We start from the raw sequence: 25,548 nt of genomic DNA on the forward strand, positions 1-25,548 counted from the left end.
AGCGGCCGCGCCAATGGGCGCGGGAAGGCGAGTCAGAAGTCATAGCCGACTTCCAGCCAGTACTGGCGGCCAACGCCGAACAGCTGGACCCCTGCCTGGTTGCTTACGATATTGCGGCTGTCGGTAACGTTGAGCACGTCAACGCCGACATAGGGCGAGTGATCGCCGGGCAACAACCGCAGCCGCGTGCTCAGATCCCAGCGCAGGGTATTGTCCTGTTTTTCGATGTCGTAGCGCTGCAGCCCCGTGGCCGGGTCCTTGCCGTCGCGCAGCAGGTAGCGGTACCCGTCGGTGTAGCTCAGCGCGTTACGCACCTGCAGGCGGTCGTTGAAAGCCGAGGTGATGATGTCAACCTGGGCGCTGACCGGGGTGGCGAAATCGCGTGCCGGCAGTTCCGAGCGACGCACCCGACGACCTTCGAAGATCACATCCTCGTCGGCGACCGTACCGTTATAGCCCTTCTCATCGTCGCCGTAGCTGGCATCGGTTTCCTTGTCCATCCACGACACCCCGAGATTGACGCCCCAGTTGGCGCCCACCCAGGCAAACGGCCGCGAGCGCCAGTAGAGATCGACCTGATCCGTGCTGCTGCGCCCGGAGTTGTCGTAGTTGTACAACTCGCTACCGCCATCGTAGTTGGTGCGGATCTGATCCTTGCCCTGGCGGCGCACATAGGTCAGGCCGATATCGCCGCGCCAGAGCGTGCCGGCGATGCCGATCGAGTATTCGTCGTCGTAGGGTGTGTCGAGATCGCGGTAGTCGTATTCGCTTCGATCCTCGACCGCGGTGAGCGGATCGTTCGGGTTGACGCGCTCGCGTACCTCGACCAGCCGTCGTTCCTCGGCGCGCAGCTTGTAGGAAAGGAACGACTTGCCGTAATAGCGGTTGGCGCCGGCGATCAGGCGCATGTTCTGGCTGTTGTCGAGATAGACACCGGCCTTCACTCGCGGCGCGGCGTTGGTGTTTTCCAGCAGGCCGTCGCGTTCGACCCGTAGCCCGGCGCTACCGAAAAACCGGTGGCCGTCGGCCGCGATCTCGCCGAACACGGCGCCATTGGTGTTGGAGAACGCGATATCGCCGGCGCGATAGGTCGCCACGCGGCTCAGGTATTGATCCGACGGCGCATAAGAGCCAGGGCCGATCGGGTCGGGCAGCGGCGTCTGGCTGTAATCGAGGCGATAGTCTTCGGCCACGAAGTCCTGGCCCCGATGCTGTTCGTAGTCGAGATAGGCTATTTCTGCGCCGTAATCGGTCGTCCAGATAGCGCTGATCGGCGTGGTGAACGTAACGGAACCGCCCAGCTTGCGTTGTCGGTTCTGGAGGTCGCCCAGGCCGCCGATGATGCTGCCGTCGAATAGCGACGTGCTCTTGAAGTTGGTCAGCGTATGGCTGTCGTATTGATGCTCATCGGTGGTGAGCCCCGCGTTGACGTTGGCGTCGACATGCGTAGCACCGATGTGGTTTGCATAGTTGACGCTTAGATTGATGCCCTCGTGGCCGCCGACGAAATCGGAATCGAGATAGTTGATCAGGAAGCTGTCTTCATCGAAGTTCGTATACGACAGCGAGGCGTTGAGCTCGTAGTCGCGGTCGAGCAGGTCCATGCGCACAACGCCATAGCGTGACTTACTGTCCAGTTCGCGGCTCTGGCTGGGCGTGTAGAGCTGGCCGGTCTCCAGAAAATTGTCCAGATCCATCGTGAGCAGCTGTTTTTGGCTAATGGTCGAGCGCTTTTCGCTATAGCCGGCGAACAGGCCGATATCGCCCAGGCGGGTGGCGCCGTCCAGGCTGAATTCGCTCTTGCGAAAATCGGGCTGGAACTCGCCGGGCACGCCGTTGGGCATCTGGGCCGCCGCGCTTTCGAACTCGCGTTCCTGGGTTTTATCGATATGCAGGTGGGTCAGGCTGTCGCTGGTGCCCCGATACGACACATGGGCTTCGTTTCGGCCTGCATAGGCACGTGTTTCGGCCTTGACCACGCCCCCCGTGAAGCCGCCTTCCCGGGCCGAAATATTGGTATCGCTGACCTCGATGTTCTGTAAGAAACGGGTGTCGATGAACTGGCCTTGGGAATGGCCGGCCACGCGCGCGTAGTTGTCGGCCCGCTGGCTCTGGGCGGGGTCGATGAGGTTGTCTACCGCCGCGCCGTCCAGTACGAAGCGGTTCTGGTAGGGCGAAGCCCCGCGAATCGAGAACTCTGCGGGCTTGATATCGCCTTGCTGGCGGCTCGAACTCGCCCCTTCTGCCACCCGTACGGAGGGAATGACCGACAGCGCTTCGGCCAGATCCGAGCGTGCCGAACCGCGGATGTAGGCGGCCGGCAGCTTCTGGATCTGGGCATCCAGCGGGTCGGCTGCGACCAGGATCTCGTTGAGCGCCGGCAGCTCGAAAGACAGGGCGTCGTTGAGGCTTTTCTGGTCGGCGGCCGCGGTTTCACCGCGCGCTTCATCTTGTCGCGTTACGTCACCGCTGGCGGCCACTGGCGGCGGTTCGGCATGGACGGCGGATGTCGCGCCCAACAAGGTCGGCAGAATCAAGAGTCTGTACATGGTGTCCCCCCGTGAAGTTGCGAGGGAGGATAGGCATTCGGTTTATAAATGCAAATGATTCGCATTTATATTTGACGCAACGAAATTCAATTTCAAGCGGGCGGTTCTTCAATGGTGCGAGGCTGTGCCTGTACGTCTGCCATGCCAGAGGGGCGGGCGCAGGCTCAGAGGTTGGGCCGGCGTGCGGCTGCCGGTACCGGGCGGTGAAGGGTCGCGAGCGTATCGAGTACACTAGGCGGCCGTTTTTTGCTTTTCGATCGATAGCCGCCGATGGATTCCACCTACCGTTTCGATGCGATCGAGACCGATGTACAGGCCCGCTGGCGTGACGCCCGCGCCTTCGAAGTCAAGCGCGACGAGCGCGAGAAGTTCTATTGCCTGTCGATGTTCCCTTACCCCAGCGGCAAGCTGCATATGGGGCATGTGCGCAACTACACCATCGGCGACGTCATCTCCCGCTATCAACGCATGTGCGGCAAGAACGTGCTCCAGCCCATGGGCTGGGACGCCTTCGGCCTGCCGGCCGAAAACGCGGCGATCAAGAACGGTGTGCCGCCGGCGAAATGGACCCGCGAAAACATCGCTGCAATGCGCGAACAGCTCGCGCAGCTGGGTTTTGCCTACGACTGGTCGCGCGAAATCGCCACCTGCGACCCGAGCTATTACCGCTGGGAACAGTGGCTGTTCACCAAGCTGTTCGAAAAAGGGCTGGTGTATCGCAAGGAATCGATCGTCAACTGGGATCCCGTCGATCAGACCGTGCTCGCCAACGAACAGGTGGTGGATGGCCGCGGCTGGCGTTCGGGCGCGATCGTCGAGCAGCGCGCCATCCCGCAGTGGTTTGCGCGAATCACCGACTATGCCGACGAACTGCTGGACGATCTCGACGCGCTGGACGGCTGGCCGGAAGCGGTCAAGACCATGCAGGCGAACTGGATCGGGCGGTCTACCGGTCTGGAAATCGATTTCGAAGTGGTCGGCCACGACGAGCCGCTGACCGTCTACACCACGCGACCGGATACGCTGCACGGCGCGACCTACATGGCCGTCGCCGCCGATCACCCGCTGGTTGCGGCCGCCGCCGCGCACGACGCCGAACTGGCCGCCTTCTGTGAAGACTGTCGCAAGGCCGGCACCGCCGAGGCCAGCCTGGAAACACGCGACAAGAAAGGGTATCGCCTGCCCAGCGAAGCGACGCATCCGCTCACCGGCGAGCGGATGCCGATCTTTGCCGCCAATTTCGTGCTGATGGGCTATGGCACCGGCGCGGTGATGAGCGTGCCTGCGCACGACCAGCGCGACTGGGAGTTCGCCACCGCCTACGACCTGCCGATCGTGCCCGTGGTCGCGCGCGCCGACGGCAGTGCCCCCGACATCAGCGCAGCCGCAAGCACCGAAAAAGGCGTGCTCATCAATTCCGGCGAGGACGACGGCAAGGACTTCGACAGCGCCTTCAACGATATTGCCGACCGGCTGGAGGCCCGGGGTATCGCCCGTCGCAAGACCCAGTACCGCCTGCGCGACTGGGGTCTGAGCCGCCAGCGCTACTGGGGCGCGCCGATCCCGATCATCCACTGCGACGATTGCGGCGCCGTGCCGGTGCCGGAACAGGATCTGCCGGTGGTGTTGCCCGAGGACGTCACCCCCGAAGGCGCGGGCTCGCCGTTGCCGGACATGCCCGAGTTCGTGAACGTCGATTGCCCACAGTGCGGCAAGGCCGCCCGGCGCGAAACCGACACCTTCGACACCTTCATGGAGTCGTCCTGGTATTTCGCGCGTTTTGCCTGCCCGGACGCGGATTCCATGCTCGACGACCGGGCCAACTACTGGCTGCCGGTCGATCAGTACATCGGCGGTATCGAGCACGCGATCTTGCATCTGCTGTATGCCCGTTTCTTCCAGAAGGTGATGCGCGACGAGGGGCTCACCGACGCCGGTGAGCCGTTCAAGCGGCTGTTGACCCAGGGCATGGTGCTCAAGGACGGGGCGAAGATGTCCAAGTCCAAGGGCAATACGGTCGATCCGCAGGCGCTTATCGAAAGCTACGGCGCGGATACGGTGCGCCTGTTTTCCATGTTTGCCGCGCCGCCGGACCAGTCGCTGGAATGGTCGGATGCCGGCGTGGAAGGGGCCAACCGCTTCATCAAACGGCTCTGGCGTCTGGTGGCCGACCATGTCGAAGCCGGCATCGTGGCCCCGGCCACGAGCGCCGACGGCGAGGCCGGCGAGCTGCGGCGCAAGCTGCACGAAACGATTGCCAAGGTGGGCGACGACATCGGTCGGCGTACGACCTTCAACACGGCGATCGCTGCGGTCATGGAGCTCTGCAACGCGCTCGGCAAACTCGACGGCGCGCAGGCCGATAGCCAGGCAGTACGCCAGGAAGCGCTGGAAGCAGTGGTCAAGATGCTCGCGCCGATCATCCCGCACGTCTGCGATGCGCTGTGGCGCGAGCTGGGCCATGACGATCTGCTGCTCGACGTGGCCTGGCCGCAGGCCGACGACTCAGCGCTTTCCCGCGATACGCTCACCCTGGTGGTCCAGGTCAACGGCAAGGTACGCGCCAAGATCGACGTGCCGGCGGACGCCGATCGCGATACGGTGGCCGAAATGGCCCAGTCCGAAGCCAACGTACTGCGTTTCATCGACGGCGCGCCGATCAAGAAGACCATCGTCGTGCCGGGCAAACTCGTCAATCTCGTGGTATAGATCGCCTCATGAAATCGATATCTGCTGGTTTGCCCGCGCGACGTGCCGGCGCGCGTTCATCTATCCGCCACCGCCTTGGCAGCCTGGCGGCGATTCTGGTCGTCACGCTGTCCCTGGCCGGCTGCGGTTTTCATCTGATGGGCGCCTCGCCGCTGCCGGAGGGCGTCGATCGCATGTACGTCAGCTACAGCGACGATTACCAGGTCGGCGATCCGCCGCTGGTGGAAACGCTGCGTCAGCGACTGCGCGAACGGCATGTGCTGGGCGACAGCGGGGCGCCGGCCAGGCTTGCGATTCGTGACATCGAAAACCGCCAGCGCATCATTTCGGTCAGCCCCGTCGATGGCCAGGTGGCCGAATACGAACTCACCACCACCGTCGTATTCGATTACACGGTCAACGATGCCACTCAGCTGCAAAACGAAAAGCTGTCGGTGAGCCGCAGCTACAGCTTCGACAACACCGAACGCCTCGCGGCCGAGCAGGAGCAGCGGGAATTGCTGACCGCGATGCACGAAGAGCTGTCCAACCTGATTCTTCTTCGCGTTGCCACTGCGAATGAAAAACTTGCCGATTAGAGTGGCCGGCATCGCTTCGCCTACAAAGCATCCCAAATGACCGATCGCAGTATTCTCAAGGCCAGCCCCATAACGCCTGCGGATGCAGCCGACTTCATCCGCGGCCGGCGTACCGTGGATCAGTTCACCGACGAGATGCCCGACCCCGCGATCATTCGCGAGGCGGTCGAACTTGCGCGGTGGGCGCCCAACCATCATCTGACCCAGCCCTGGCGGTTCTATACCCTCGGGCCCGATACCCAGAGCGCGATCGTCGATCTCAACACGCGCCTGGTGGCCGAGCGCAAGGGCGACGAAGTGGCGGCGGCCAAGCGCGAGCGCTGGCAGGCGGTGCCGGGTTGGCTCGCGATCACCTGTGTGATCGATGACGACCCGATTGTCGCGCAGGAAGACTATGCAGCCTGCGCCTGCGCGATACAGAACATGTCGCTGTACCTGCACAGCGCGGGGCTGGGCAGCAAGTGGATCAGCGGCGAAGCCACGCGCCATCCGGATCTCGCGCGGATTATGGACATCGACAGCGCGCGCGAATACTGCGTGGGCCTGCTGTGGTATGGTTATCCGAAACGCCGACCACGCAGCCAGCGCAGCGATCTTGACGCCATACTGGCAGCGCGTCCCTGAGCGTCGTCGCAAATAGCCCGCAACGGGCGTTGCAAAACCCGTGTACCCCCGATAGAATTGCGCGCTTTCGCAGCCGCCCGGCTGCCTAATCGCGTTGGTTCAGGATACAGTGCAATGAAGACGTTTTCTGCAAAGAAAGACGAAGTCCCCGGTGACTGGTATGTCGTCGATGCCGACGGCAAGACGCTCGGTCGTCTGGCTTCGGAAGTCGCCACGCGCCTGCGCGGCAAGCACAAGCCGGAATACACCCCGCATATGGATGTGGGCGATCATATCGTGGTCGTGAACGCGTCCAAGATTAAGGTCACCGGCAAGAAGCCGCAGCAGAAGATCTACTACCGGTTTACCGGTTATGTCGGCAACCTGAAGTCGATCACGCTCGAAGACCAGCTGGCCGCACACCCGGAGCGCGTCATCGAGCACGCCGTCAAGGGCATGCTGCCGAAGAATCCGCTGGGCCGTCAGATGGCCCGCAAGCTGCGCGTCTATCCGGGCGCCGAGCATCCGCATACCGCACAGCAGCCGCAGACGCTGGAGATTTAGTCAATGGCAACCGAACAAGCCTACGGTACCGGCCGTCGCAAGACCGCGACCGCCCGCGTTTTCATCAAGCCGGGTAGTGGCCAGATCACGGTCAACAAGAAGTCGCTGGACGAATACTTCGGCCGTCCGACTTCGCGCATGATCGTGCGCCAGGCGCTGGAAGCGACCGATTCAAGCGATCGTTTCGACATCAACGTGACCGTCGCCGGTGGCGGCCCCAACGGTCAGGCCGGCGCGATTCGTCATGGTCTGTCCCGTGCGCTGGTTCAGTATGATGAAATGATGCGTGCGCCGCTGCGTGCCGCAGGCTACATGACCCGCGACGCACGTAAGGTCGAACGTAAGAAGATCGGTCTGCACAAGGCGCGTAAGTCGCCGCAGTACTCCAAGCGCTAAACGCGTTTGGCATCAGGTGGTCGCTGCCTATCCCGGCGGTCATTTGAAAATGGTTGATGGGGGATCGTCTAGTGGTAGGACTGCGGACTCTGACTCCGCCAACGGGGGTTCGAATCCCTCTCCCCCAGCCAGCACCCAAAGCCCGCCTTATGGCGGGCTTTTTTTTGGGTGCTGGCTGGGGGAGAGGCCCTGGTTCGACCCCCTCGGTTCGACGAGCGAGCACCGCTCGCGAGAACCGGGGCGCGCAGCGCCACGGGCCCCCGAAGGGGTGAGCGTGCGCCAGCACGCGAATAATCCTAAGGTTGAGAGGCTGCCAACTTGAACGAAGTCCCCCGGACATACCGTATGACTGCACCCAAAGCCCGCCTTATGGCGGGCTTTTTTTTGGGTGCTGGCTGGGGGAGAGGCCCTGGTTCGACCCCCTCGGTTCGACGAGCGAGCACCGCTCGCGAGAACCGGGGCGCGCAGCGCCACGGGCTCCGAAGCGGGGGGCGCCAGCCGAAGCACGCTTGAGCCGTTCTGATCGCGCGGGTCGGACTGCGCGTTTGCCGATCAGCGGCCGCCCCGGTCGCTTGCCGAGCTTATTACGTTTGTTGGCGAAGCCCATTGCCGTTGCGCTAGTATCCCGCCGCCACAGCAATGCGTTGTCGTCGGCGGGCCGATGTAACCGATGCGATTCGCGCTCGGCCCATGGCACGTTTGTTGCTCCACTGAGGATGTAGATCTTCCATGAGGCACGGACATGCGTGTGTTGCTCGTAGATCGTCATTCCGCCCGGTTGGCGGCGCTTCGGGCCGTGATCGAGCAGGCCGGGTTCGAGGTCGTCGATGTGCTCGACGAGGACGTGGACCTGTATGGCGCCGTCGATCGACTTGCGCCGGATGCCATCGTGGTGGGTGCCGACTCGCCGTCGCGCGACGTGCTCGAAGACCTGGCGATCCTCGGGGAGCGCTATCCCAAACCCTTGTTGATGTTGTCTTCGAAAGACGACCGCCAGCTGATGGCCCAGGCCTCCGAGGCCGGCATCAGCGCGTACGTGATGGAAGGGCTCTCCCCCGCGCTGGTGCGTTCGCTCGTGGATGTGGCGATGCGCCAGTACCAGCAGATGGAGTCGCTCAAGCGCGAACTGGCCGAAACGCGGGAAACGCTCGCCGATCGGCAGGCGATCAATCGGGCCAAGTGCCTGCTCATGGAACGCAGTGCGATCAGCGAAAAACAGGCGTACACGCGGCTTCGCAAGACGGCGATGGACCGTGGCCTGCCGCTGCCGGAAATCGCGCGTCAGCTCATGGTTCTTGCGGCCAATGAATAGCGACCTGCACGAATTAAGTGCAATGCTGCACTGCAGCGACGCAGCAATGGCGTCGAGCGCGCGCCCGCGCTGCCGTGAGGAGAGTCGATCGCGCGTAAGTGCATGTTTGGCCGAAATATTCATCGTCGGATGGAGGGCTGGCACGGTTCTGGCTAAACAATAACCGAGTGCGATCAACTCGCCGATCGTGACGGCCACAGGCCGACGGCGGGGCGGCGCACGACACAACCCGATCAGGACAACGAAGTCCGGCAACGCCCCTGGTGAATCACACCGGTGGGCGGCCGGGCTTTTTTTGTGGACGGAACCCGCCCTGGCGCGGTAGCAACACAGGAAGCGATGCGATGACGACCTGGCACGAAGCAACGTTTGGACGCAGGCCCCATGCGGTCGACCCGGCCGTGGAGCGTCCGCGTCTGAAACTGGGGTTCATCGCCCTCAACGACTGTGCGCCGCTGGTCATGGCACGCGCGGCCGGTTTTTTCGCTGCCGAAGGTCTGGATGTGACGCTTTCGCGCGAATCTTCCTGGGCGGCGATTCGCGACAAGGTCGCGCTCGGGCTGCTCGACGGCGCCCAGATGCTGGCCGGCATGCCGATTGCGTCCACCCTGGGCGTGGGCGCGGCACCGCATGCAATGGTCACGGCGGTATCGCTGGGCCTCAACGGCAACGCCATCACCGTATCCAAAGCGCTCTACGAGCGTATGGTCGAACTCGACCCGCAGGCGGCTGCCGCGCGCCCCTGCAGCGCCCAGGCGCTACGCAAGGTTATCGAAGCCGATCGCGAAGCCGGTCTTGCGCCGCTGACCTTCGGCATGGTGCATCCGACCTCGGCCCACAACTATCAGCTGCGCTACTGGCTCGCCGCGGCCGGTATCGACCCCGATCGCGATGTGCGGCTGGTGGTCGTGCCGCCGGCGCGCATGGTGGCCAACCTGGAGGCAGGGCGTCTGGCAGGTTATTGCGTCGGCGAGCCGTGGAACCAGATGGCGGTGCGCGCCGGGCTGGGCCGGGCGCTGATCACCGGCTACGAAATATGGAACAACGCCCCCGAGAAAGTGCTGGGGGTGACCCGCGAATGGGCCGAGGCTTATCCGCGCACTCACCGGGCGCTGGTGCGGGCGATCGTTCGAACCGCCGCCTGGCTCGATAGCCAGGAAAACCGCGAGTTCGCGGCCGATACGATTGCCGCGCCCCGCTACGTGGATGCGCCGGCCGAGGTCGTACGGCGCACGCTGTGTGGGCGCTTTTGCTACCAGCCCGGTGCGGCCCCGCGGCCGGCGCCTTACTTCAACGTCTTTCATCGTCATGCGGCCACCTTCGCCTGGCGCTCGCATGCGATGTGGTTCATCGCCCAGATGCTGCGCTGGGGCCAGATCGGCGAGGCGATCGATATCGCCGCGACCGCCGACCATGTTTATCGCCCGGATATCTATCGCGCCGCGGTCGAGCCGCTCGGCGTGGCCTGCCCGGGCGCCGATCACAAGACCGAGGGCGTCCACGACGGACCGTGGTCGCTGGCGGCGGTCGACGGCCGATCAATCGCCATGGCGGCCGATCGTTTCCTCGACGGCGCCATCTTCGACCCGAGCAACGTCATGGCCTATCTCGCGCCGGATCGCGCACGGCTCGGCCCGGCGCTCTATCGCCGCCTCGAAACGGTCAACGCCATGCTCGATGCGCCGGTGGTGGGCGCCCGTGGCGGCACCGTCACGTGCTGATGCGCGGGCCCGAATCATTGTCTCTGGTTACCGAATTTATCTGCAGGAGCGCCTGAACCATGGAACTTGCCAATAAAGCGACCCGCATTCGCCTGTTCGATTTCAAATCGGTACAGATGCGTGCCTTCCATATGAGCTGGCTGGCCTTTCATCTGTGCTTTTTCGGCTGGTTCGGCATCGCGCCGCTCATGGCCGTGGTGCGGGAGGATTTGAGCCTCGACAAGTCGCAGGTCGGCTCGACCATCATCGCCTCGGTTGCGATCACCGTGCTGGTGCGGCTGCTCATCGGCCCGCTGTGCGACAAGTTCGGCCCGCGCAAGACCTACTCGTCGCTGCTCATTCTCGGTTCGATACCGGTGATGTGTATCGGTTTTGCCAACAGCTTCGAGACCTTTCTGCTTGCGCGCCTGTGTATCGGTGCCATCGGCGCGGCGTTCGTGATCACCCAGTACCACACGTCGGTGATGTTCGCGCCCAATATCGTGGGCACGGCAAATGCCACCACGGCCGGCTGGGGCAATCTCGGCGGCGGCACCACCCAGATCGTCATGCCGCTGATCTTTGCCGCCATCGTTTCGCTGGGCATCAGCGAGACGCTGGGCTGGCGCCTGGCCATGGTCGTGCCGGGCATCATTCTGTTCTTGCTGGGCATTGCCTACTGGAAGTTCACCCAGGACGCCCCGGATGGCAACTATGCCGATCTGCGGGCTGCCGGCAAGATTCCCGAGGCCAAGAACGAAAACAGCGGCTGGTCGAGCTTTCGCAATGCCGCCAAGGACTATCGTGTCTGGGCCTTGTTCGTGGTCTATGCCGGCTGCTTTGGCGTTGAGCTGACCATCAACAACGTCGCCGCGATCTATTTCTTCGACAACTTCGAGGTCGATCTCAAGACCGCCGGGCTGATCGCCGGCCTGTTCGGTCTGATGAATATCTTTGCACGCACCATGGGCGGCTTTTTCTCGGATCTGTCCGCGCGCTATATGGGCTTGAACGGGCGCGTGCGTTTCCTGTTCGCGGCCATGTTCATCGAAGGCATTGCCCTGATCGCGTTTTCGCAGATGGAAGTGCTGCCTGCCGCCATCGCGACCATGATCGTGTTCAGCCTGTTCGTGCAGATGTCGGAAGGCGCGACCTTCGGCCTTGTGCCGTTCATGAACAAGAAAGCGCTGGGCGGGGTGAACGGCATCGTCGGGGCGGGCGGGAACGCCGGCGCGGTGCTGGCCGGTTTTCTGTTCAAGAGCGAATCGCTGTCTTACGGGCAGGGGTTGCTGATTCTCGGCTGTGCCGTGTTGGTGTGTTCGTTCTTCGCGTTTTTCGTGCGTTTCTCGGCCGAGGTGCTGGCCGAAGAAAAAGCCGCCTTCGATACCGCCTCGGCCGGCGATGACCCGATCAAGGCCCGTGGCAGCGATTCGCCGGAACCGGCGTAGGAGCAGTTTCGTGAGCGACAATACGACTCAGCCCAAACTCGATCTGGTGGTCATCGGCAACGGCATGGCCGGTGTGCGCGTGATCGAGGAGCTGCTGGAAGCCGCGCCGGAGCGCTACAACATCACCGTGTTCGGCGCCGAGCCGCATCCAAGCTATAACCGCATCATGCTCTCGCCGGTGCTGGCCGGGGACAAGGATTTTGCCGAAATCGAAACCCACGACCGCAGCTGGTATGTCGACAACGACATCGTGCTGCATACGGGTGAAGCGGTTACGGCTATTGATCGGCGCCGGCGCATGGTCATTTCCGAATCGGGACGCGAAACCGGCTACGACCGGCTGCTGCTGGCTACGGGTTCCACGCCGTTCATGCTGCCGGTGCCGGGGCATACGCTCGACGGCGTGATCAGCTTCCGTGCTATCGGCGACGTCGAGCGCATGGTCGAAGCCAGCAAGAACGGCGGCAAGGCGGTAGTCATCGGCGGTGGCCTGCTCGGCCTGGAAGCGGCCTATGGCCTGCACAAGCGGGGCATGGAGGTAACCATCGTGCATCTGATGGAAACGCTCATGGAACGCCAGCTCGACCCGATCGCCGCCGATCTGCTGCAGCATTCCCTGGCCCAGCGCGGGCTGTCGTTTCGTATGGGCGCGAAGACCGCGGCCATCCTCGGCGATGACGAAGACCGGGTGATCGGCCTGCGTTTCGACGACGCCGACGACTCCGAGATCAAGGCCGATCTCGTGGTCATGGCAGTGGGCATCCGGCCCAACGTGGAACTGGCCGACAAGGCCGGCCTGCACTGTGAAAAGGGCGTGGTCGTCAACGACACCATGCAAACCTATGATCCGCGCATTTATGCCGTGGGCGAATGCGTCGAGCATCGCCACGCCGTGTATGGCCTGGTGGCGCCGTTGTGGGACCAGGCCGAGGTCTGTGCCAATCATCTGGCCCATCGGGGCCATACCCATTATGAAGGCTCGGTCACCGCGACCCAGCTCAAGGTCACCGGCATCGACGTTTATTCGGCCGGCGATTTTTCCGACGGTGAGGGGAGCGAAGCGCTGGTGTTCTCGGACGTCCGCCGGGGCGTGTACAAGCGCGTCGTGCTGCGCGAGGACCGCATCGTGGGCGTGGTGCTCTATGGCGATACCCGCGACGGCGGCTGGTATTTCAAGCTCATGCGCGAAGGCGTGGACATATCCAACGTTCGCGATCTGCTGCTGTTCGGCCAGGCCTATATGCCCCCTGAGCTTGCAAACGAGGCGGAGGCGGCGTGATGGAAACGACGACCACTCGCACGACCTGTCCCTACTGCGGCGTCGGCTGCGGCGTCAACGCCGTGCTCGAGAACGACGCCGTGCGCGTGGCCGGCGACGAGAGGCATCCTTCCAATCAGGGCCGGCTGTGCTCCAAGGGCACGGCCCTGGCCGATACCGTAGGCCTGAGTGATCGGCTGCTGTATCCCATGGTGGACGGCCGCCGGGCCAGCTGGGACGAGGCGTTGGACGAGGTTGCCACACGCTTTGGCGAGATCATCGCCGAGCACGGCCCCGAGGCGGTGGCGTTCTATGTATCCGGTCAGCTGCTGACCGAGGACTACTACGTCGCCAACAAGCTGATGAAGGGCTATATCGGCTCGGCGAATATCGATACCAACTCGCGCCTGTGCATGTCGTCGGCGGTGGCCGGTCACAAGCGGGCCTTCGGCGAGGACGTGGTGCCGGGCTGCTACGAGGATCTGGAGCTCGCCGATCTGGTGGTGCTGGTCGGCTCGAACACGGCCTGGTGTCATCCGGTGGTTTATCAGCGCATCGTCGCGGCACAGGAAAACGATGCGAACAAGAAACTCGTCGTGATAGACCCGCGCCGTACGGCCACCGCCGAAGGCGCCGATCTGCATCTGCCGCTGGCGCCGGGTACGGACGTGCATCTGTTCAACGGCCTGCTGGCCTATCTGGCCGAGCACGGTGTGACCAGCGATCTACCCGGCACGCAGGACGCCGTCGCCGAGGCGCGCAAGATCGGCGATATCGACGCCGTGGCCGAGGCCTGCGGCCTGGCTCGTGACGCCGTCGCCGCCTTTTTCGAGCTGTTCGCCAATACCGAGCGCACGGTGACGGTGTTTTCCCAGGGGGTGAATCAATCCTCGGCGGGCACCGACAAGGTCAACGCCATTCTCAATTGCCATCTGCTGACCGACCGTATCGGCAAGCCGGGTGCCTGCCCGTTCTCGATCACCGGCCAGCCTAATGCCATGGGTGGGCGTGAGGTGGGCGGACTGTCGAGCACCCTGGCCGCGCATATGGGCTTCGATGCGGCAGAGCGGGTGCAGCGTTTCTGGAATTCGCCGGCGATCGCGAGCGAGCCGGGGCTCAAGGCCGTCGAGCTGTTCGAGGCGATCGAGCGCGGCGAGATCAAGGCGGTCTGGATCATGGCGACCAACCCGCTGGTGAGCCTGCCGCATGCCGATCGCGCCCGGCGCGCGCTCGAAGCCTGCGAATTCGTGGCCGTGTCGGACTGCATGCGCCATACCGATACGGTCAACCGTGCCCATGTGCTGCTGCCGGCCGCGGCCTGGGCCGAGAAAAGCGGCACGGTGACCAACTCCGAACGCATCATCTCGCGCCAGCGTTCGTTCCTGCCGATGCCGGGCGATACGCGTGCCGACTGGGACATCATCTGCGACGTCGCCCGCCGGATGGGCTTTGGCGAAGGTTTCGGCTTCGACAGCGCCGCGTCGATATTTCGCGAGCATGCCGCACTCACCGCCTTCGAGAACGACGGCGAGCGTGTGCTCAATCTCGAAGGGCTGGCTGAACTCACCGATCAGGCGTACGACCGACTCGAGCCGCTTCGTTGGCCTGTTCGTGCCGACAAACCGTTTCGTGCGGTCGGGGCCATGCCGGCACCGCAAGACAGTCGGCGTCTGTTTGTCGACGGCGTCTACCCGACGAGCGACGGCAGGGCCCATCTGGTGGCGGTCACGCCGCGCGGACCGGCCAACGCGGTGAGTGATCAACACCCGTTGGCACTCAATACCGGGCGGATACGCGATCACTGGCACACGATGACGCGGACCGCCAAGTCTGCGCGTTTGTCGGCCCATATCCCCGAGCCGTTCGTCGAAGTGCATCCGAGCGATGCCGAACGCTACGGCGTGATCGACGGCGCCATCGCGACCGTATCGACCGCGCTGGGCGAAGCGCATGTGCGCGTGATCGTCACCGACGGGCAGCGCGAAGGCACGCTGTTCGTGCCCATGCACTGGAACGATCAGTTTGCTGCCCGTGCACGCGTCGGCGCGCTCGCCAATCCGGCGGTCTGCCCGATTTCCGGCGAGCCGGAGTTCAAGCACACGCCGGCTGCGATCGCGCCCTTCGATGCGGCCTGGCATGGCTTCATCCTCGCCAGCCGACCGTTACGGCTGGCCGGCGAGTCCGATATCGACTACTGGGTGAAGATACCCGGCGAGCGTTTCTATCGCTACGAAATCGCCGGCCTGCAGGCGCCCGAGGACCTGGCGGGCAAGGCCCGTCGCTGGATCGGCATCGACCGGCGCACCACCGACTGGCTGGAAGCCGCCGACCCGGCAGCCGGGCGCTATCGCGCCGCGCATATGGACGCCGGCCATATCGATGCCTGTGTATTCGTCGCCCCCGAACCCGCGGCGCTGCCAGAGCGCAGCTGGCTGGCCGGGCTGTTCACCGGCGAACCCGTCGACGAGGCCGAGCGTATCGGTCTGCTGGCCGGCCGCCCGGCCGACCCGGGCGCCGATCCGGGTCCGCAGGTGTGTTCCTGCTTCGGCGTCGGGCGCAACACGATCCTACGTGCGATCGACGAGCAGGGCCTGGACTCGGTGGCGGCCGTGGGCAAGGCACTCGATGCCGGCACCAACTGTGGGTCCTGCAAGCCCGAAATCGCGTCGCTCATCGCCGAGGCCCAGGCAGATGAATAGCACCGACACGCACGCTTGCCGGTTAGCGCAGATGCACGCAGGGCAAGCACAGCCGTTGGGCGCGACAACACCATTCACACAGTGCGGATCGCTTCCGTTTACGACTCAAAGCCGGATCGAGAGCCGGAGTTCGATATGACCGACCAAAGTTTCGACGACGAACAGCAGCGCTATCTCAAGGGCGTGACCGCCGGGCTGCATATTGCCCGGGGCGTGCCGGGTATGACCGGGCTGACCGCGGGTAAACGCCTGCGCCCGGATGACTTCCATTCCCAGGCGCGTATTCGTGCGCAGGCGATGGGGGGCGAGCTGACCAGCCAGGAACAGGCCAAGGCCGATCTCAACCCCAACGACATGTGGAACGAGATGGTGTCGCTGGCCAACGCCGGGGAATACCCGAAAGGCGACGACGTGTTCCTCATGAAGGGCCGCGGCATGTTCTATGTCGCGCCCAATCAGGACAGCTATATGTGCCGGCTGCGCATGCCGGGCGGTATTTTCTCGTCGCACCAGTTCCGCGCGGTCGCGGACCTGGCTGAAACCTACGGCGGCGGCTATACCCACGTCACCACCCGCGCCAATCTGCAGATTCGCGAGATCGGCGCCAAGGACCCGATCAACGTGCTCACCGGTCTCGCCGATGTCGGCCTGGTGGTCCAGGGCTCGGGCGGCGACAACATCCGCAACATCACCGGCAGCCCGCTGGCCGGCATCGACCCGGACGAGCTGATCGATGTCACGCCGTACTGCAAGCAGATGCACCACCACATTCTCAACCATCGCGAGCTCTACGGGCTGCCGCGCAAGTTCAATATCGCCTTCGACGGCGGTGGCCGTATCAGCGCGCTCGAGGGCACCAACGACATCGGCTTTTCGGCCGTGCTGCCGAAAGCCGACGGCCCGCTCCCACGCCGGCCCTATTTCCGGATGGGTCTGGGCGGGATCACCGGGCACAAGGATTTTGCCCGCGATACCGGCGTCATGCTCAAGCCCGAGGAATGCGTGGCCGTGGCCCATGCCGTGCTCCACGTGTTTCTGGCCAACGGCGATCGCACCAGCCGCGACAAGGCCCGCCTGAAGTACGTGCTTGATCGCTGGGGCTTCGACAAGTTCATGCGCGAAGTGCAGAAACAGCTGCCGTTCACGCTGCGGCGCTACCCGCTGTCGCGCTGCGAAGCGCGGCATCCGGTAGAAAAAGCCGGCCATATCGGTATCCACGATCACGGCGACGACAAGCAATATGTCGGCATCGTGCTGCCGGTCGGCAAGCTGACCATTCCCCAGATGCACGGCCTGGCCGATCTCGCCGACCGCTATGCCGATTCCAAGATGCGCACGACGGTCTGGCAGAACCTGGTGCTGGGCAACGTCGACAAGTCCGACATGAACGCGCTGGTCGGCGGTATCGAGAAGCTCGGCCTGCACGTCAACGCCAGCCCCGCGCGTACCGGCATGGTGGCCTGTACCGGCAGCTTCGGCTGCAAGTTCGCCAATGCCGAAACCAAGGGCAACGCGCTCAAGCTGGTCGACCATCTCGAAGCCACGCTCGATCTGGACGAACCGCTCAATATTCATATGACCGGCTGTCCGAACTCCTGTGCCCAGCATTATGTCGGCGATATCGGCCTGCTCGGTGCGCGCGTGGCCGACCCGGAGGCCGACGATCCGGAAGAGGCCGACCAGGTCGACGGTTTTCATGTCTATATCGGTGGCGGCTATGAAAGCGAGGAAGGCATCGCCCGCGAGCTGGCGACCTCGATTCCGGTCGTACACCTGAACGCTTATCTGGAAAACCTGCTGGGGCTGTATCTGGAAGAACGCCACGACGGCGAGCGCTTCGTTGCCTTCGCGCGCCGCCAGGAGATTGATGATCTTCGCAAGCGTTTGGCCGAGCGTTCGGATAAAGCAGCAGCAGCGCAAGCCGAATCCGAGGAAAAAGCCTATTCCGAAGCCGAGGCACAGGCCGACACGCCGGAAGAGGTCAAAACCGAACGCGACGAGGCCGCCACAGACGATTACGACCGCACGCCCAAAGAGGCCGAAGCCGCTCAGGACGGGCAGCGTACGGGCTGAGGTTCTGTCGTTTCGAAACCAGTCGTTGGCGAAAAGTCGTTTGAGAAGGACGTAGCAGTCCGAACGAGCACGAGGTAGCACATGCCCACACAAGTCGATTTGATTCCCGAAGACGCACCCTTCGAAGCCGAACAGCGCGAATGGCTCAACGGCCTGATCTCCGCGCTGGCCGGCTGGGAAGGCTCGCTCGGCGGCGCCGAGCAGGGCGGCGGCGAAGCCAAGGAATCCTTCCCCTGGCACGATCCGGGCATGGAAATGGAAGAGCGCATGGAGCTGGCGGAAGGCAAGCCCCACGAGCGCCAGCTCATGGCCGCCATGGCCCAGCTCGACTGCGGGCAGTGCGGCTATCTGTGCAAGACCTATGCAGAAGCCATCGCTTTCGAAGGCGAGGACTTGAACCGCTGTGTGCCGGGCGCGAAGGAAACCGAACGCAAACTCAAGGAGCTGGTGGCCGAACAGGAAGCGGCCAAGGGCGGCGCGGCCGAACAAGAGGACACGCCCAAACCGCAACCCAAGCCGAAGAAAAAAGCGCCGCTGGGCACCCGCGACAACCCTTACATGGCCAAGCTCAAGTCGAGCACGCCGCTCAATGCCGAGGGCTCGAGCAAGGATACCCGCCATGTGGTGATCGACCTTGGCGACTCCGGCATCGAGTACGAGGCCGGCGACTCCATGGGCATCTATCCCGAGAACGACCCGCGCACGGTGGACGCGATTCTCGCGGATATCGACGCCTCGGGCGGCGAAAAGGTCAAATCGCACGACGGCGAAAACAAGCTGCTGCGCCAGGTCCTGCTCAAGGACGTCGATATCACCAAGCCGACCGACGACGCGGTGTCGGTGCTCGCCGCGGCGGCCACCGACGCCGACGAGGCCGAGGACCTGCGCATGCTTGCCGAGCGCGGCGTGGAAGAGGGCCAGACGCTGCTCGAGATCGTACGCGTCTATCCCAGCGCGCGGCCGAAGCTGCAGGATCTCATCGATGCGCTTGGCCCGCTCCAGCCGCGGCTGTATTCCATTGCGTCGTCATCGCGTCCGTATCCCAAGGAGATCCATACGACCGTCGCCGTGGTGAAAACGGCCGTCTATGGGCGCGGCTACAAGGGTGTGGCATCGACCTTTCTGGCCAAGCGCCTGTCGCGCCACGGCGAAGTGCCGATGTATATCCAGCCGACTGCGGAATTCCGGGCGAACAAGGACCCGGATCACCCGGCCATCATGATCGGCCCCGGCACCGGCATCGCGCCGTTCATGGCGTTCCTTCAGGAACGCGAGGCGCGCGGTGACGCCGGCAGAAACTGGGTGTTCTTCGGCAACCCGGAATCGGCCAAGGACCATATCTACAAGGATCAGCTGGAAAAATGGCGCAGCGAGGGGCTGATCAGCCGGCTGACGCTGGCTTTTTCGCGCGATCAGAAGGAGAAGGTGTACGTGCAGAACCGCATGCGCGAACAGGCACGCGAATTCTGGGCCTGGCTGGAAGCGGGCGCGGTGATTTATATCTGTGGCGATGCCGAGCGCATGGCCAAGGACGTGGACACGGCCCTGCACGATATCGTGATGGAGCAGGGCCAGATGAACGAGGCCCAGGCCAAACGCTATGTGGAGACGCTGGCCTCCGAGCATCGCTATCTGCGCGACGTGTACTGAGTTCAGTTATCGAAGCGCGGGTCGTCCCAGACGCTGTGCATGCCGCCCGGCAGCGCGCGCAGGCGGCCGAGCGCGAGCCAGAACTGTTCGGGCGCATGGAAATCGGAACCAACGGAGCCGGCCAGACCGTGTTGGTCGGCATCGCGTGCGGCGGTGACTTCCTGTTGACGGTCGGTGGTGCCGGTACAGATTTCCAGCCCGTCGCCGCCGGCTGCGGCGAAGGCGGTCACCGCGCGCTGGCGCCATGCGCCCGAGAAGTTATAGCCGAACGGGTGGGCCAGTACCGCAATTCCGCCAGCGCCCTGAATCCATTGCACGGCACGGATCAGCGTGGTCCATTCCACGGATACATGGGCGTCGCGGCCGGGGCGTAGATAGCGTTTGAACGCCTGGGCATTATCACGGCAGATGCCGTCTTCGATCAGCAGTCTGGCGAAATGCGGGCGCGTGATCTGACCGTCGCCGGCCAGCGCGCGGGCGCGATCGAGCGCGTTCGCAACGCCCTGTTTCTCGATCTTGGCGGCGATGCGTTCGGCCCGTTCACGCCGGACCTGCTGAAGGGCGGCCAGACCACCGGCAAGACCGGCGTCGGTTTCGTCGAAGGCCAGGCCCACGATATGCAGCGTGCGTTTTTGCCAGGTCACCGAAATTTCGACGCCGTTTATCAGATGGATACCGTGGGCCTGCGCGGCCACGCGGGCTTCGGCCAGGCCGTCGATGGTGTCGTGGTCGGTCAGCGCCAGAGTTTCGACGCCGGCTTCGGCGGCACGGGCGACGAGTTCGGTCGGTGTCAGGCGACCGTCCGAGCGGGTGGAATGGGAGTGTAGATCGATCACGGGTTGTATGGTCGCATGGACAGCGATGCGAAACCTCAAGCAAGAATTCGCCGCGAGTTGATTGAAGATGTGAACGGATAGGGCCGCGCGTCTTTCGGCGCTCACAAGTTCGTCGAACCTTTCGTTTCGCGCTTCAGCGCGACTCCCTTTCGTTTGCTCGTCCAAACGAAAGGAAGCAAAGGAAAAGACGCCCGGGTTACGCGTCGGCGCTGCGCGCCGAACCACTGCGATGCTCGGTCCGAAGGGATGCGCGCAGAACTCGGATCGCTTTGGCGATCCTCTAACATGCTACGCGCACCGGCGCAGTGCGCCGGACACCCTTCGGTCCTGCGCTTCTCGTTCGCTCCACACGGGGCCCGAGTACAGGCAGCTAGCCCGTAGCGCGGCGTCCATACAACCATGTACTTGATGCTGGGGCTGTGGCTGCGTTCTTGTCGGCTTACGCTTCGCTAAGCTGACCTACAGAAGACGTGACCTTGAGCGAGCGATAGCGACGCTTGCCTGTATTAGGGCCCCTTGGGCGCAGCGCCGTCCCGCTTGCCGGCTGCGATGGGAGGGTATCGGCGCGTAGCGCCGACGCAAGACAGGGTGTCCTTTGCTTTGGTGACTTACCTGGACAAGCAAATGAAAGTCACTCGCGCAGCAGCGCGAAACCCCAAGCCGAAATTAACCCGCAACGTCGATTCCGCAAGCGAACGGTTCGGATTTTAAGTCTTCAAGCCTTGACCCATTGCTCGAGTTTTTCCCGCGGCGCAGCGAGGAAAACCCATCTCAGCTTGAACTCAGCGTCGATTGGGAACGTGCGGCGAGCATCCCGCTCCGAGACGGTGACTGAAACAAAAAACCCCACGGCACGTTTCCATGCCGCGGGGCAGTCTGTCGGCCGTAATTCACGGCCGATCCTCAGGCGAGTCTACCGACTATCACTTCTGATAATCCTCGGCGTGATCGGCATGCAGCACCCAGTCGGCCGCGCCGAAGCGGTCGCTGGCGGCCATGGCCTGGTGCCAGTACGGGTAGATCAGCTGCGGCCGGCTCACGCGTTCGATCGCTGCATGCTCGTCGGCGCTCAGTTCGAGCTGTGCGCTGGCGAGGTTGTCTTCCAGCTGGTGGGCCTTGCGGGCGCCGATCACCGCCGTGGTGACGCCGGGGCGTTCGGTGATCCAGGCCAGTGCCACCTGGGCAGCGGACACGCCGTGGGCATCGCCGACCTCGATCAGGGTTTCGATCAGGTCGAACAGCCGTTTTTCGTCGTGGATCGGCGGTTCCTGCCAGCCTTCGGAAAAGCGCGTGCCTTCGGGTGCATCCTTGTCGCGGCGATACTTGCCCGAGAGCAGACCGCCTGCCAGCGGGCTCCAGATCATGGTGCCCAGGCCGGCATCGTGGGCCATCGGCATGAGCTCGTATTCGGCTTCACGCGCCTGCGGCGTGTAGTGAATCTGCTGGCTGATCGGCTTGGTAAAGCCCTCGCGTTCGCAAACCTGCATCACCTTCATCGCATGCCAGGCCGAGAAGTTGGAGATACCGTAGTAACGGATCTTGCCGTGGCCGACGAGCGTGTCCATGAGCTGCAGCGTCTCTTCCAGCGGCGTGGTGCCGTCCCACATATGCAGCTGGTAGAGATCGATATGCTCGGTATTCAGCCGCTTGAGGCTGGCTTCGACCTGTTCGCGAATATGCAGGCGCGACAGGCCCCCTTCGTTGGGCCCGTCGCCCATGGGAAAGCGCACCTTGGTGGTCACGAGTACGTCGTTGCGCTTGTTGCCCAGCGCCTTGCCGAGGATTTCCTCGGAGACGCCGGCCGAATACATATTGGCGGTATCGAACAGATTGACGCCGTGATCGATACTCATGTCGATGAGCCGGCGGGCTTCATCGACGCCGGTGTTGCCCAGCTTGGACATGAAGCCTTCGCCGCCGAAGGTCATGGTGCCGAGGGTGAGCTTGGAGATTTTCAGGCCACTGTTGCCGAGGGTGCGGTACTGCATGGCGGGCTCCGTCTATAGATGTAAGCTGAAGTTTGGTATGACGAGCCGGGTTTCAAACCCGATTTCTGCTTCGTTATCGAGTTGTTGCGGCGCAGCAGAATCGCCTAGACTTCGGCCTCCTTCGAGATCGAGGCGTTACCTCCATGTCCCTGCTATCCGCCACCCGCGACCGTGTCGGCCGCGAGCTCGTCCGCAGTCGCGCCCGCCTGCGGCATCTGCGCCAGCGCGTTTTCGATCGGCAGGCGCTGGTGCAGGCAGGCCAAACCCCGTTCGACGTCATCCATGACGATGGCCTGGTATCGCTGCGCTATTACCCGCCGCTCGCGGAAAGCGAAATCGAGCTGGCCGACGGCAGCCGCGTCGAGGTCGCGAAAACGACCCAGCGCACGCCGTTGGTGATCGTGCCGCCGCTCGCCGTGAACATGCTCATCTACGACCTGTTTCCCGAGCGCAGCCTTGTGCGGTATCTGCGCGCCCGCGGCTTCGAGCTGTATCTGGTCGACTGGGGCCGGCCCCGCCGTGCCCAGGATGATCTGCAGCTGGCGGATTATTTCGATCGCCTCCTGCCGGCTGCCCTCGATCGCGTGCGCGCACACAGCGGGGTAGAGCGCCTGAACCTGCACGGCTGGAGCTTCGGCGGGCTGTTCAGCCTGTGCCATGCGGCGATCGCGCCAGAAGGTATCGCCAACCTGGTGCTGGTGGGCGCGCCCGTGGACTATCACGACAACGGCGTGCTCGGTGAACGCTACAAGGCGCTCGCCCGTGCCGGCCACTGGACGCACGACAAGACCGGGCTGACCGCCCACCACATACCGCCGACGCTGCTGCGCTCGCCCGGCGTGCTCAATTCGCTGGTGTTCAAGGCCACCAGCCCGATGGCAGCGGTTCGCAGCTATGCCGGGCTGGCGGCGAATCTCCATGACGAGGCGTATGTGAGCAACCATGCGACCAACGCCGCGTTTCTGGACGACATGGTGGCTTACCCGGGCGGCGTAGTGGCCGACTTCATCGATTATCTGTGGATCGACAACGTGCTGGGCGAGGGTCGTCTGCCCATGTCCGATCCGCCGGCTGATCTGTCGAACGTGCAGGCGCCGATTCTCAATATAAGCGGCCGCGGCGATCCGATCGTTACGCCGTCCTGCAGTCAGGCGATGACGAAATTCGTGGCCAGCGACGATGTAACCTGCCGTACCATCCGCGGCGGTCATGTCGGCATCGTGTCCAGCGAAACCGCGTTGACCGAAACCTGGGGCGAGATCGCTGACTGGCTGATCGCCCGGGATTGACGACGCCGCGCCCGACGCGGGCCGGCCGGGCGCAATCGACTGGCCGCCTATGGGCCGGGTGGCTACACTCGAATGCACAACAGCGATTTCGATCGCGCGTGTAACACGGGCCTGTGCGACGAGGAGCAGCGGATGACTCAAAGAGCAGACAGTATCGTGGTTGGCGCGGGCCTGGCCGGGCTGGTCGCAGCCGCTGAGCTGGCCGATGCCGGCAAGTCGGTGCTCATCGTCGAACAGGAAGGCGAGAATTCGGTCGGCGGCCAAGCCTTCTGGTCGCTCGGCGGGTTGTTCATGATCGATACGCCCGAACAGCGGCGCATGCGCATCAAGGACAGCCCGGAACTCGCCCTCAACGATTGGTTGGGTTCAGCCGGTTTCGATCGCGACGAGGATTACTGGCCGCGCAAGGTCGCCGAAGCCTTCATCGAATTCGCCGCCGGCGAAATGCGGCCCTGGCTGTACGAGCAGGGCATGCGCTGGTTTCCGGTCGTGGGTTGGGCCGAGCGCGGCGGTTCGCTGGCCAACGGACACGGTAACTCGGTGCCGCGTTTCCATCTGACCTGGGGCACCGGTCCGGGCACGGTCGCGCCGTTCGAGCGGCGGGTGCGCGAGCATATGGCTACGGGGCGTATCACGCTCAAATGTCGCCACCAGGTCAGCCGCGTGGTGATGACCGACGGTGCCGCGACCGGCGTGGCCGGCGAGATTCTTGCGCCGAGCACGGTTGAGCGCGGCCAGCAATCCAGCCGCGATATCGCGGGCGATTTCGAATTCAGCGCAGGGGCGGTGCTGGTCACGGCCGGCGGTATCGGCGGCAATCATGATCGCGTGCGTGCGAACTGGCCGGTCGAACGGCTCGGACCTGCCCCCGCACACATGATTTCGGGCGTGCCCCATCACGTGGACGGACGCATGCTGGATATTACGCACGACGCGGGGGCGGCGATCATCAACAGCGATCGCATGTGGCACTACACGGAAGGCATCAAGAACTGGGACCCGATCTGGCCCATGCACGGCATTCGCATCATCCCGGGGCCGTCCTCGCTGTGGTTCGATGCCACGGGGCGGCGTCTGCCGGCGCCGTGCTTGCCGGGCTTCGATACGCTGTCGACGCTGCGCGAAATTCTGGCGACCGGCCACGACTATTCCTGGTTCGTGCTCACCCAGAAGATCATCGAAAAAGAGTTCGCGCTGTCCGGCTCGGAACAGAATCCGGACATGACCTCACAGCAGTGGCGCGAAGTGCTCAAGAGCCGGCTGTCCAAAGGCGCGCCGCCACCGGTCGAGGCCTTCAAACAGCACGGCGAGGACTTCGTCGTGGCCGACAACCTCGACGCGCTGGTCGCCGGCATGAACCGGCTGGCCGGCAACGAGTTGGTCGATCGCGCCACGCTCGAAGCCCAGATCGTCGCCCGCGATGCCCAGATCGACAACGCCTATTCAAAGGACGCGCAGGTCACCGCCATTCACGGCGCGCGCAAGTACCTCGGCGACAAGCTGTTTCGTACCGCCACGCCGCACAAGATGCTCGATCCGGCCAACGGCCCGCTGATCGCGGTTCGCCTGCATATCCTCACCCGCAAGACGCTGGGCGGGCTGCATACCAATCTGGACGGCCAGGTGCTCGATGCGGCGGGCTCGCCGATTGCCGGCCTGTATGCCGCAGGTGAGGTGGCGGGTTTCGGTGGCGGCGGCTATCACGGCTATAACGCGCTGGAAGGCACGTTTCTTGGCGGCTGTATCTATTCCGGGCGCTGTGCGGGCCGGCACGCGGCCGCCCAGATCTAGGGAAGCTCTGCATAACCTGTCGCGGTCGCGCCGGCGTGCTTTGCGCGCGGTTGACAAGGAAGTGAGAGCGTAGCGTGCTTGCTGCACGGTAGCGAACACTGACGC

At 63.9% G+C, this 25,548-nt stretch carries 16 protein-coding genes, 1 tRNA gene and 1 pseudogene; 15 read left to right on the plus strand and 3 right to left on the minus strand.

The genetic code is table 11. From position 1 onward, the window contains the following. Window positions 1-32: 32 nt before the first annotated feature. Window positions 33-2,549 carry a TonB-dependent receptor plug domain-containing protein gene (locus ABNU97_RS05810; protein ID WP_348765807.1) on the minus strand — a complete coding sequence of 839 codons (2,517 nt, stop codon included), beginning with the start codon at window positions 2,547-2,549 and terminating at the stop codon, window positions 33-35. 270 nt (window positions 2,550-2,819) lie between these two features. Here ABNU97_RS05810 and leuS point away from each other — a divergent pair, with 270 nt between their 5' ends. The 13 genes and pseudogenes from leuS (at window position 2,820) to ABNU97_RS05875 (ending at window position 19,539) form a co-directional block, all read left to right on the plus strand. Further along, a complete protein-coding gene (gene leuS, locus ABNU97_RS05815) occupies window positions 2,820-5,258 on the plus strand; it encodes a leucine--tRNA ligase (protein ID WP_348765808.1) in 2,439 nt (812 codons plus the stop codon). Between the two features lie 8 nt (window positions 5,259-5,266). Then, window positions 5,267-5,836 (plus strand): LPS assembly lipoprotein LptE, encoded by a 570-nt coding sequence (gene lptE / locus ABNU97_RS05820; RefSeq protein ID WP_348765809.1) that lies wholly within the window; start codon window positions 5,267-5,269, stop codon window positions 5,834-5,836. Window positions 5,837-5,872: 36 nt separating this feature from the next. Then, a complete protein-coding gene (locus ABNU97_RS05825) occupies window positions 5,873-6,460 on the plus strand; it encodes a nitroreductase (protein WP_348765810.1) in 588 nt (195 codons plus the stop codon). A gap of 114 nt (window positions 6,461-6,574) precedes the next feature. Continuing rightward, on the plus strand, window positions 6,575-7,003 hold the full coding sequence (gene rplM / locus ABNU97_RS05830; RefSeq protein WP_006913188.1) for a 50S ribosomal protein L13: 429 nt from the start codon (window positions 6,575-6,577) through the stop codon (window positions 7,001-7,003). Window positions 7,004-7,006: 3 nt separating this feature from the next. Then, the gene (gene rpsI / locus ABNU97_RS05835; RefSeq protein ID WP_293628550.1) at window positions 7,007-7,399 is read left to right on the plus strand and encodes a 30S ribosomal protein S9; all 393 of its coding nucleotides are present in this window, start codon (window positions 7,007-7,009) and stop codon (window positions 7,397-7,399) included. Between the two features lie 57 nt (window positions 7,400-7,456). Continuing rightward, window positions 7,457-7,530: transfer RNA gene (locus ABNU97_RS05840), tRNA-Gln, on the plus strand. A gap of 611 nt (window positions 7,531-8,141) precedes the next feature. Next, window positions 8,142-8,711, plus strand: coding sequence for an ANTAR domain-containing protein (locus tag ABNU97_RS05845; protein ID WP_348765811.1), 570 nt, complete (start codon window positions 8,142-8,144; stop codon window positions 8,709-8,711). A 344-nt stretch (window positions 8,712-9,055) separates the two neighbouring features. Further along, window positions 9,056-10,432 carry a CmpA/NrtA family ABC transporter substrate-binding protein gene (locus ABNU97_RS05850; RefSeq protein WP_348765812.1) on the plus strand — a complete coding sequence of 459 codons (1,377 nt, stop codon included), beginning with the start codon at window positions 9,056-9,058 and terminating at the stop codon, window positions 10,430-10,432. Between the two features lie 59 nt (window positions 10,433-10,491). After that, entirely contained in the window at window positions 10,492-11,859 is a 1,368-nt protein-coding gene (locus tag ABNU97_RS05855) for an MFS transporter (RefSeq protein WP_348765813.1), read from the plus strand. Between the two features lie 10 nt (window positions 11,860-11,869). Then, window positions 11,870-13,102 (plus strand): annotated as a pseudogene (locus ABNU97_RS05860) (FAD-dependent oxidoreductase); the annotation flags it as partial. A gap of 35 nt (window positions 13,103-13,137) precedes the next feature. Then, window positions 13,138-15,816 (plus strand): molybdopterin-dependent oxidoreductase, encoded by a 2,679-nt coding sequence (locus ABNU97_RS05865; protein ID WP_348765814.1) that lies wholly within the window; start codon window positions 13,138-13,140, stop codon window positions 15,814-15,816. Between the two features lie 135 nt (window positions 15,817-15,951). Continuing rightward, window positions 15,952-17,889 (plus strand): NirA family protein, encoded by a 1,938-nt coding sequence (locus ABNU97_RS05870; RefSeq protein ID WP_348765815.1) that lies wholly within the window; start codon window positions 15,952-15,954, stop codon window positions 17,887-17,889. 81 nt (window positions 17,890-17,970) lie between these two features. Next, window positions 17,971-19,539 carry a sulfite reductase subunit alpha gene (locus ABNU97_RS05875; protein WP_348765816.1) on the plus strand — a complete coding sequence of 523 codons (1,569 nt, stop codon included), beginning with the start codon at window positions 17,971-17,973 and terminating at the stop codon, window positions 19,537-19,539. A 2-nt stretch (window positions 19,540-19,541) separates the two neighbouring features. Here the strand turns inward: ABNU97_RS05875 and ABNU97_RS05880 are convergent, their stop codons facing one another. Continuing rightward, window positions 19,542-20,375 (minus strand): PHP domain-containing protein, encoded by an 834-nt coding sequence (locus tag ABNU97_RS05880; protein ID WP_348765817.1) that lies wholly within the window; start codon window positions 20,373-20,375, stop codon window positions 19,542-19,544. A gap of 923 nt (window positions 20,376-21,298) precedes the next feature. Next, window positions 21,299-22,363 carry an aldo/keto reductase gene (locus ABNU97_RS05885; protein WP_348765818.1) on the minus strand — a complete coding sequence of 355 codons (1,065 nt, stop codon included), beginning with the start codon at window positions 22,361-22,363 and terminating at the stop codon, window positions 21,299-21,301. A gap of 143 nt (window positions 22,364-22,506) precedes the next feature. On the opposite strand from ABNU97_RS05885, the gene ABNU97_RS05890 reads away from it, so the two are divergent. Beyond that, the gene (locus tag ABNU97_RS05890; RefSeq protein WP_348765819.1) at window positions 22,507-23,652 is read left to right on the plus strand and encodes an alpha/beta fold hydrolase; all 1,146 of its coding nucleotides are present in this window, start codon (window positions 22,507-22,509) and stop codon (window positions 23,650-23,652) included. A 132-nt stretch (window positions 23,653-23,784) separates the two neighbouring features. After that, a complete protein-coding gene (locus ABNU97_RS05895; RefSeq protein ID WP_348765820.1) occupies window positions 23,785-25,443 on the plus strand; it encodes an FAD-binding dehydrogenase in 1,659 nt (552 codons plus the stop codon). Window positions 25,444-25,548 lie beyond the last annotated feature (105 nt).

It is taken from the genome of uncultured Salinisphaera sp. (assembly GCF_964012375.1).
Taxonomy (GTDB): Bacteria; Pseudomonadota; Gammaproteobacteria; order Nevskiales; family Salinisphaeraceae; genus Salinisphaera.

What these genes read in the sequence shown, in the direction of transcription:
- ABNU97_RS05810 (WP_348765807.1), bottom strand. Translation starts at nt 2,549, where the DNA reads ATGTACAGACTCTTGATTCTGCCGACCTTGTTGGGCGCGACATCCGCC.
- leuS (WP_348765808.1), top strand. Translation starts at nt 2,820, where the DNA reads ATGGATTCCACCTACCGTTTCGATGCGATCGAGACCGATGTACAGGCC.
- lptE (WP_348765809.1), top strand. Translation starts at nt 5,267, where the DNA reads ATGAAATCGATATCTGCTGGTTTGCCCGCGCGACGTGCCGGCGCGCGT.
- ABNU97_RS05825 (WP_348765810.1), top strand. Translation starts at nt 5,873, where the DNA reads ATGACCGATCGCAGTATTCTCAAGGCCAGCCCCATAACGCCTGCGGAT.
- rplM (WP_006913188.1), top strand. Translation starts at nt 6,575, where the DNA reads ATGAAGACGTTTTCTGCAAAGAAAGACGAAGTCCCCGGTGACTGGTAT.
- rpsI (WP_293628550.1), top strand. Translation starts at nt 7,007, where the DNA reads ATGGCAACCGAACAAGCCTACGGTACCGGCCGTCGCAAGACCGCGACC.
- ABNU97_RS05845 (WP_348765811.1), top strand. Translation starts at nt 8,142, where the DNA reads ATGCGTGTGTTGCTCGTAGATCGTCATTCCGCCCGGTTGGCGGCGCTT.
- ABNU97_RS05850 (WP_348765812.1), top strand. Translation starts at nt 9,056, where the DNA reads ATGACGACCTGGCACGAAGCAACGTTTGGACGCAGGCCCCATGCGGTC.
- ABNU97_RS05855 (WP_348765813.1), top strand. Translation starts at nt 10,492, where the DNA reads ATGGAACTTGCCAATAAAGCGACCCGCATTCGCCTGTTCGATTTCAAA.
- ABNU97_RS05865 (WP_348765814.1), top strand. Translation starts at nt 13,138, where the DNA reads ATGGAAACGACGACCACTCGCACGACCTGTCCCTACTGCGGCGTCGGC.
- ABNU97_RS05870 (WP_348765815.1), top strand. Translation starts at nt 15,952, where the DNA reads ATGACCGACCAAAGTTTCGACGACGAACAGCAGCGCTATCTCAAGGGC.
- ABNU97_RS05875 (WP_348765816.1), top strand. Translation starts at nt 17,971, where the DNA reads ATGCCCACACAAGTCGATTTGATTCCCGAAGACGCACCCTTCGAAGCC.
- ABNU97_RS05885 (WP_348765818.1), bottom strand. Translation starts at nt 22,363, where the DNA reads ATGCAGTACCGCACCCTCGGCAACAGTGGCCTGAAAATCTCCAAGCTC.
- ABNU97_RS05890 (WP_348765819.1), top strand. Translation starts at nt 22,507, where the DNA reads ATGTCCCTGCTATCCGCCACCCGCGACCGTGTCGGCCGCGAGCTCGTC.
- ABNU97_RS05895 (WP_348765820.1), top strand. Translation starts at nt 23,785, where the DNA reads ATGACTCAAAGAGCAGACAGTATCGTGGTTGGCGCGGGCCTGGCCGGG.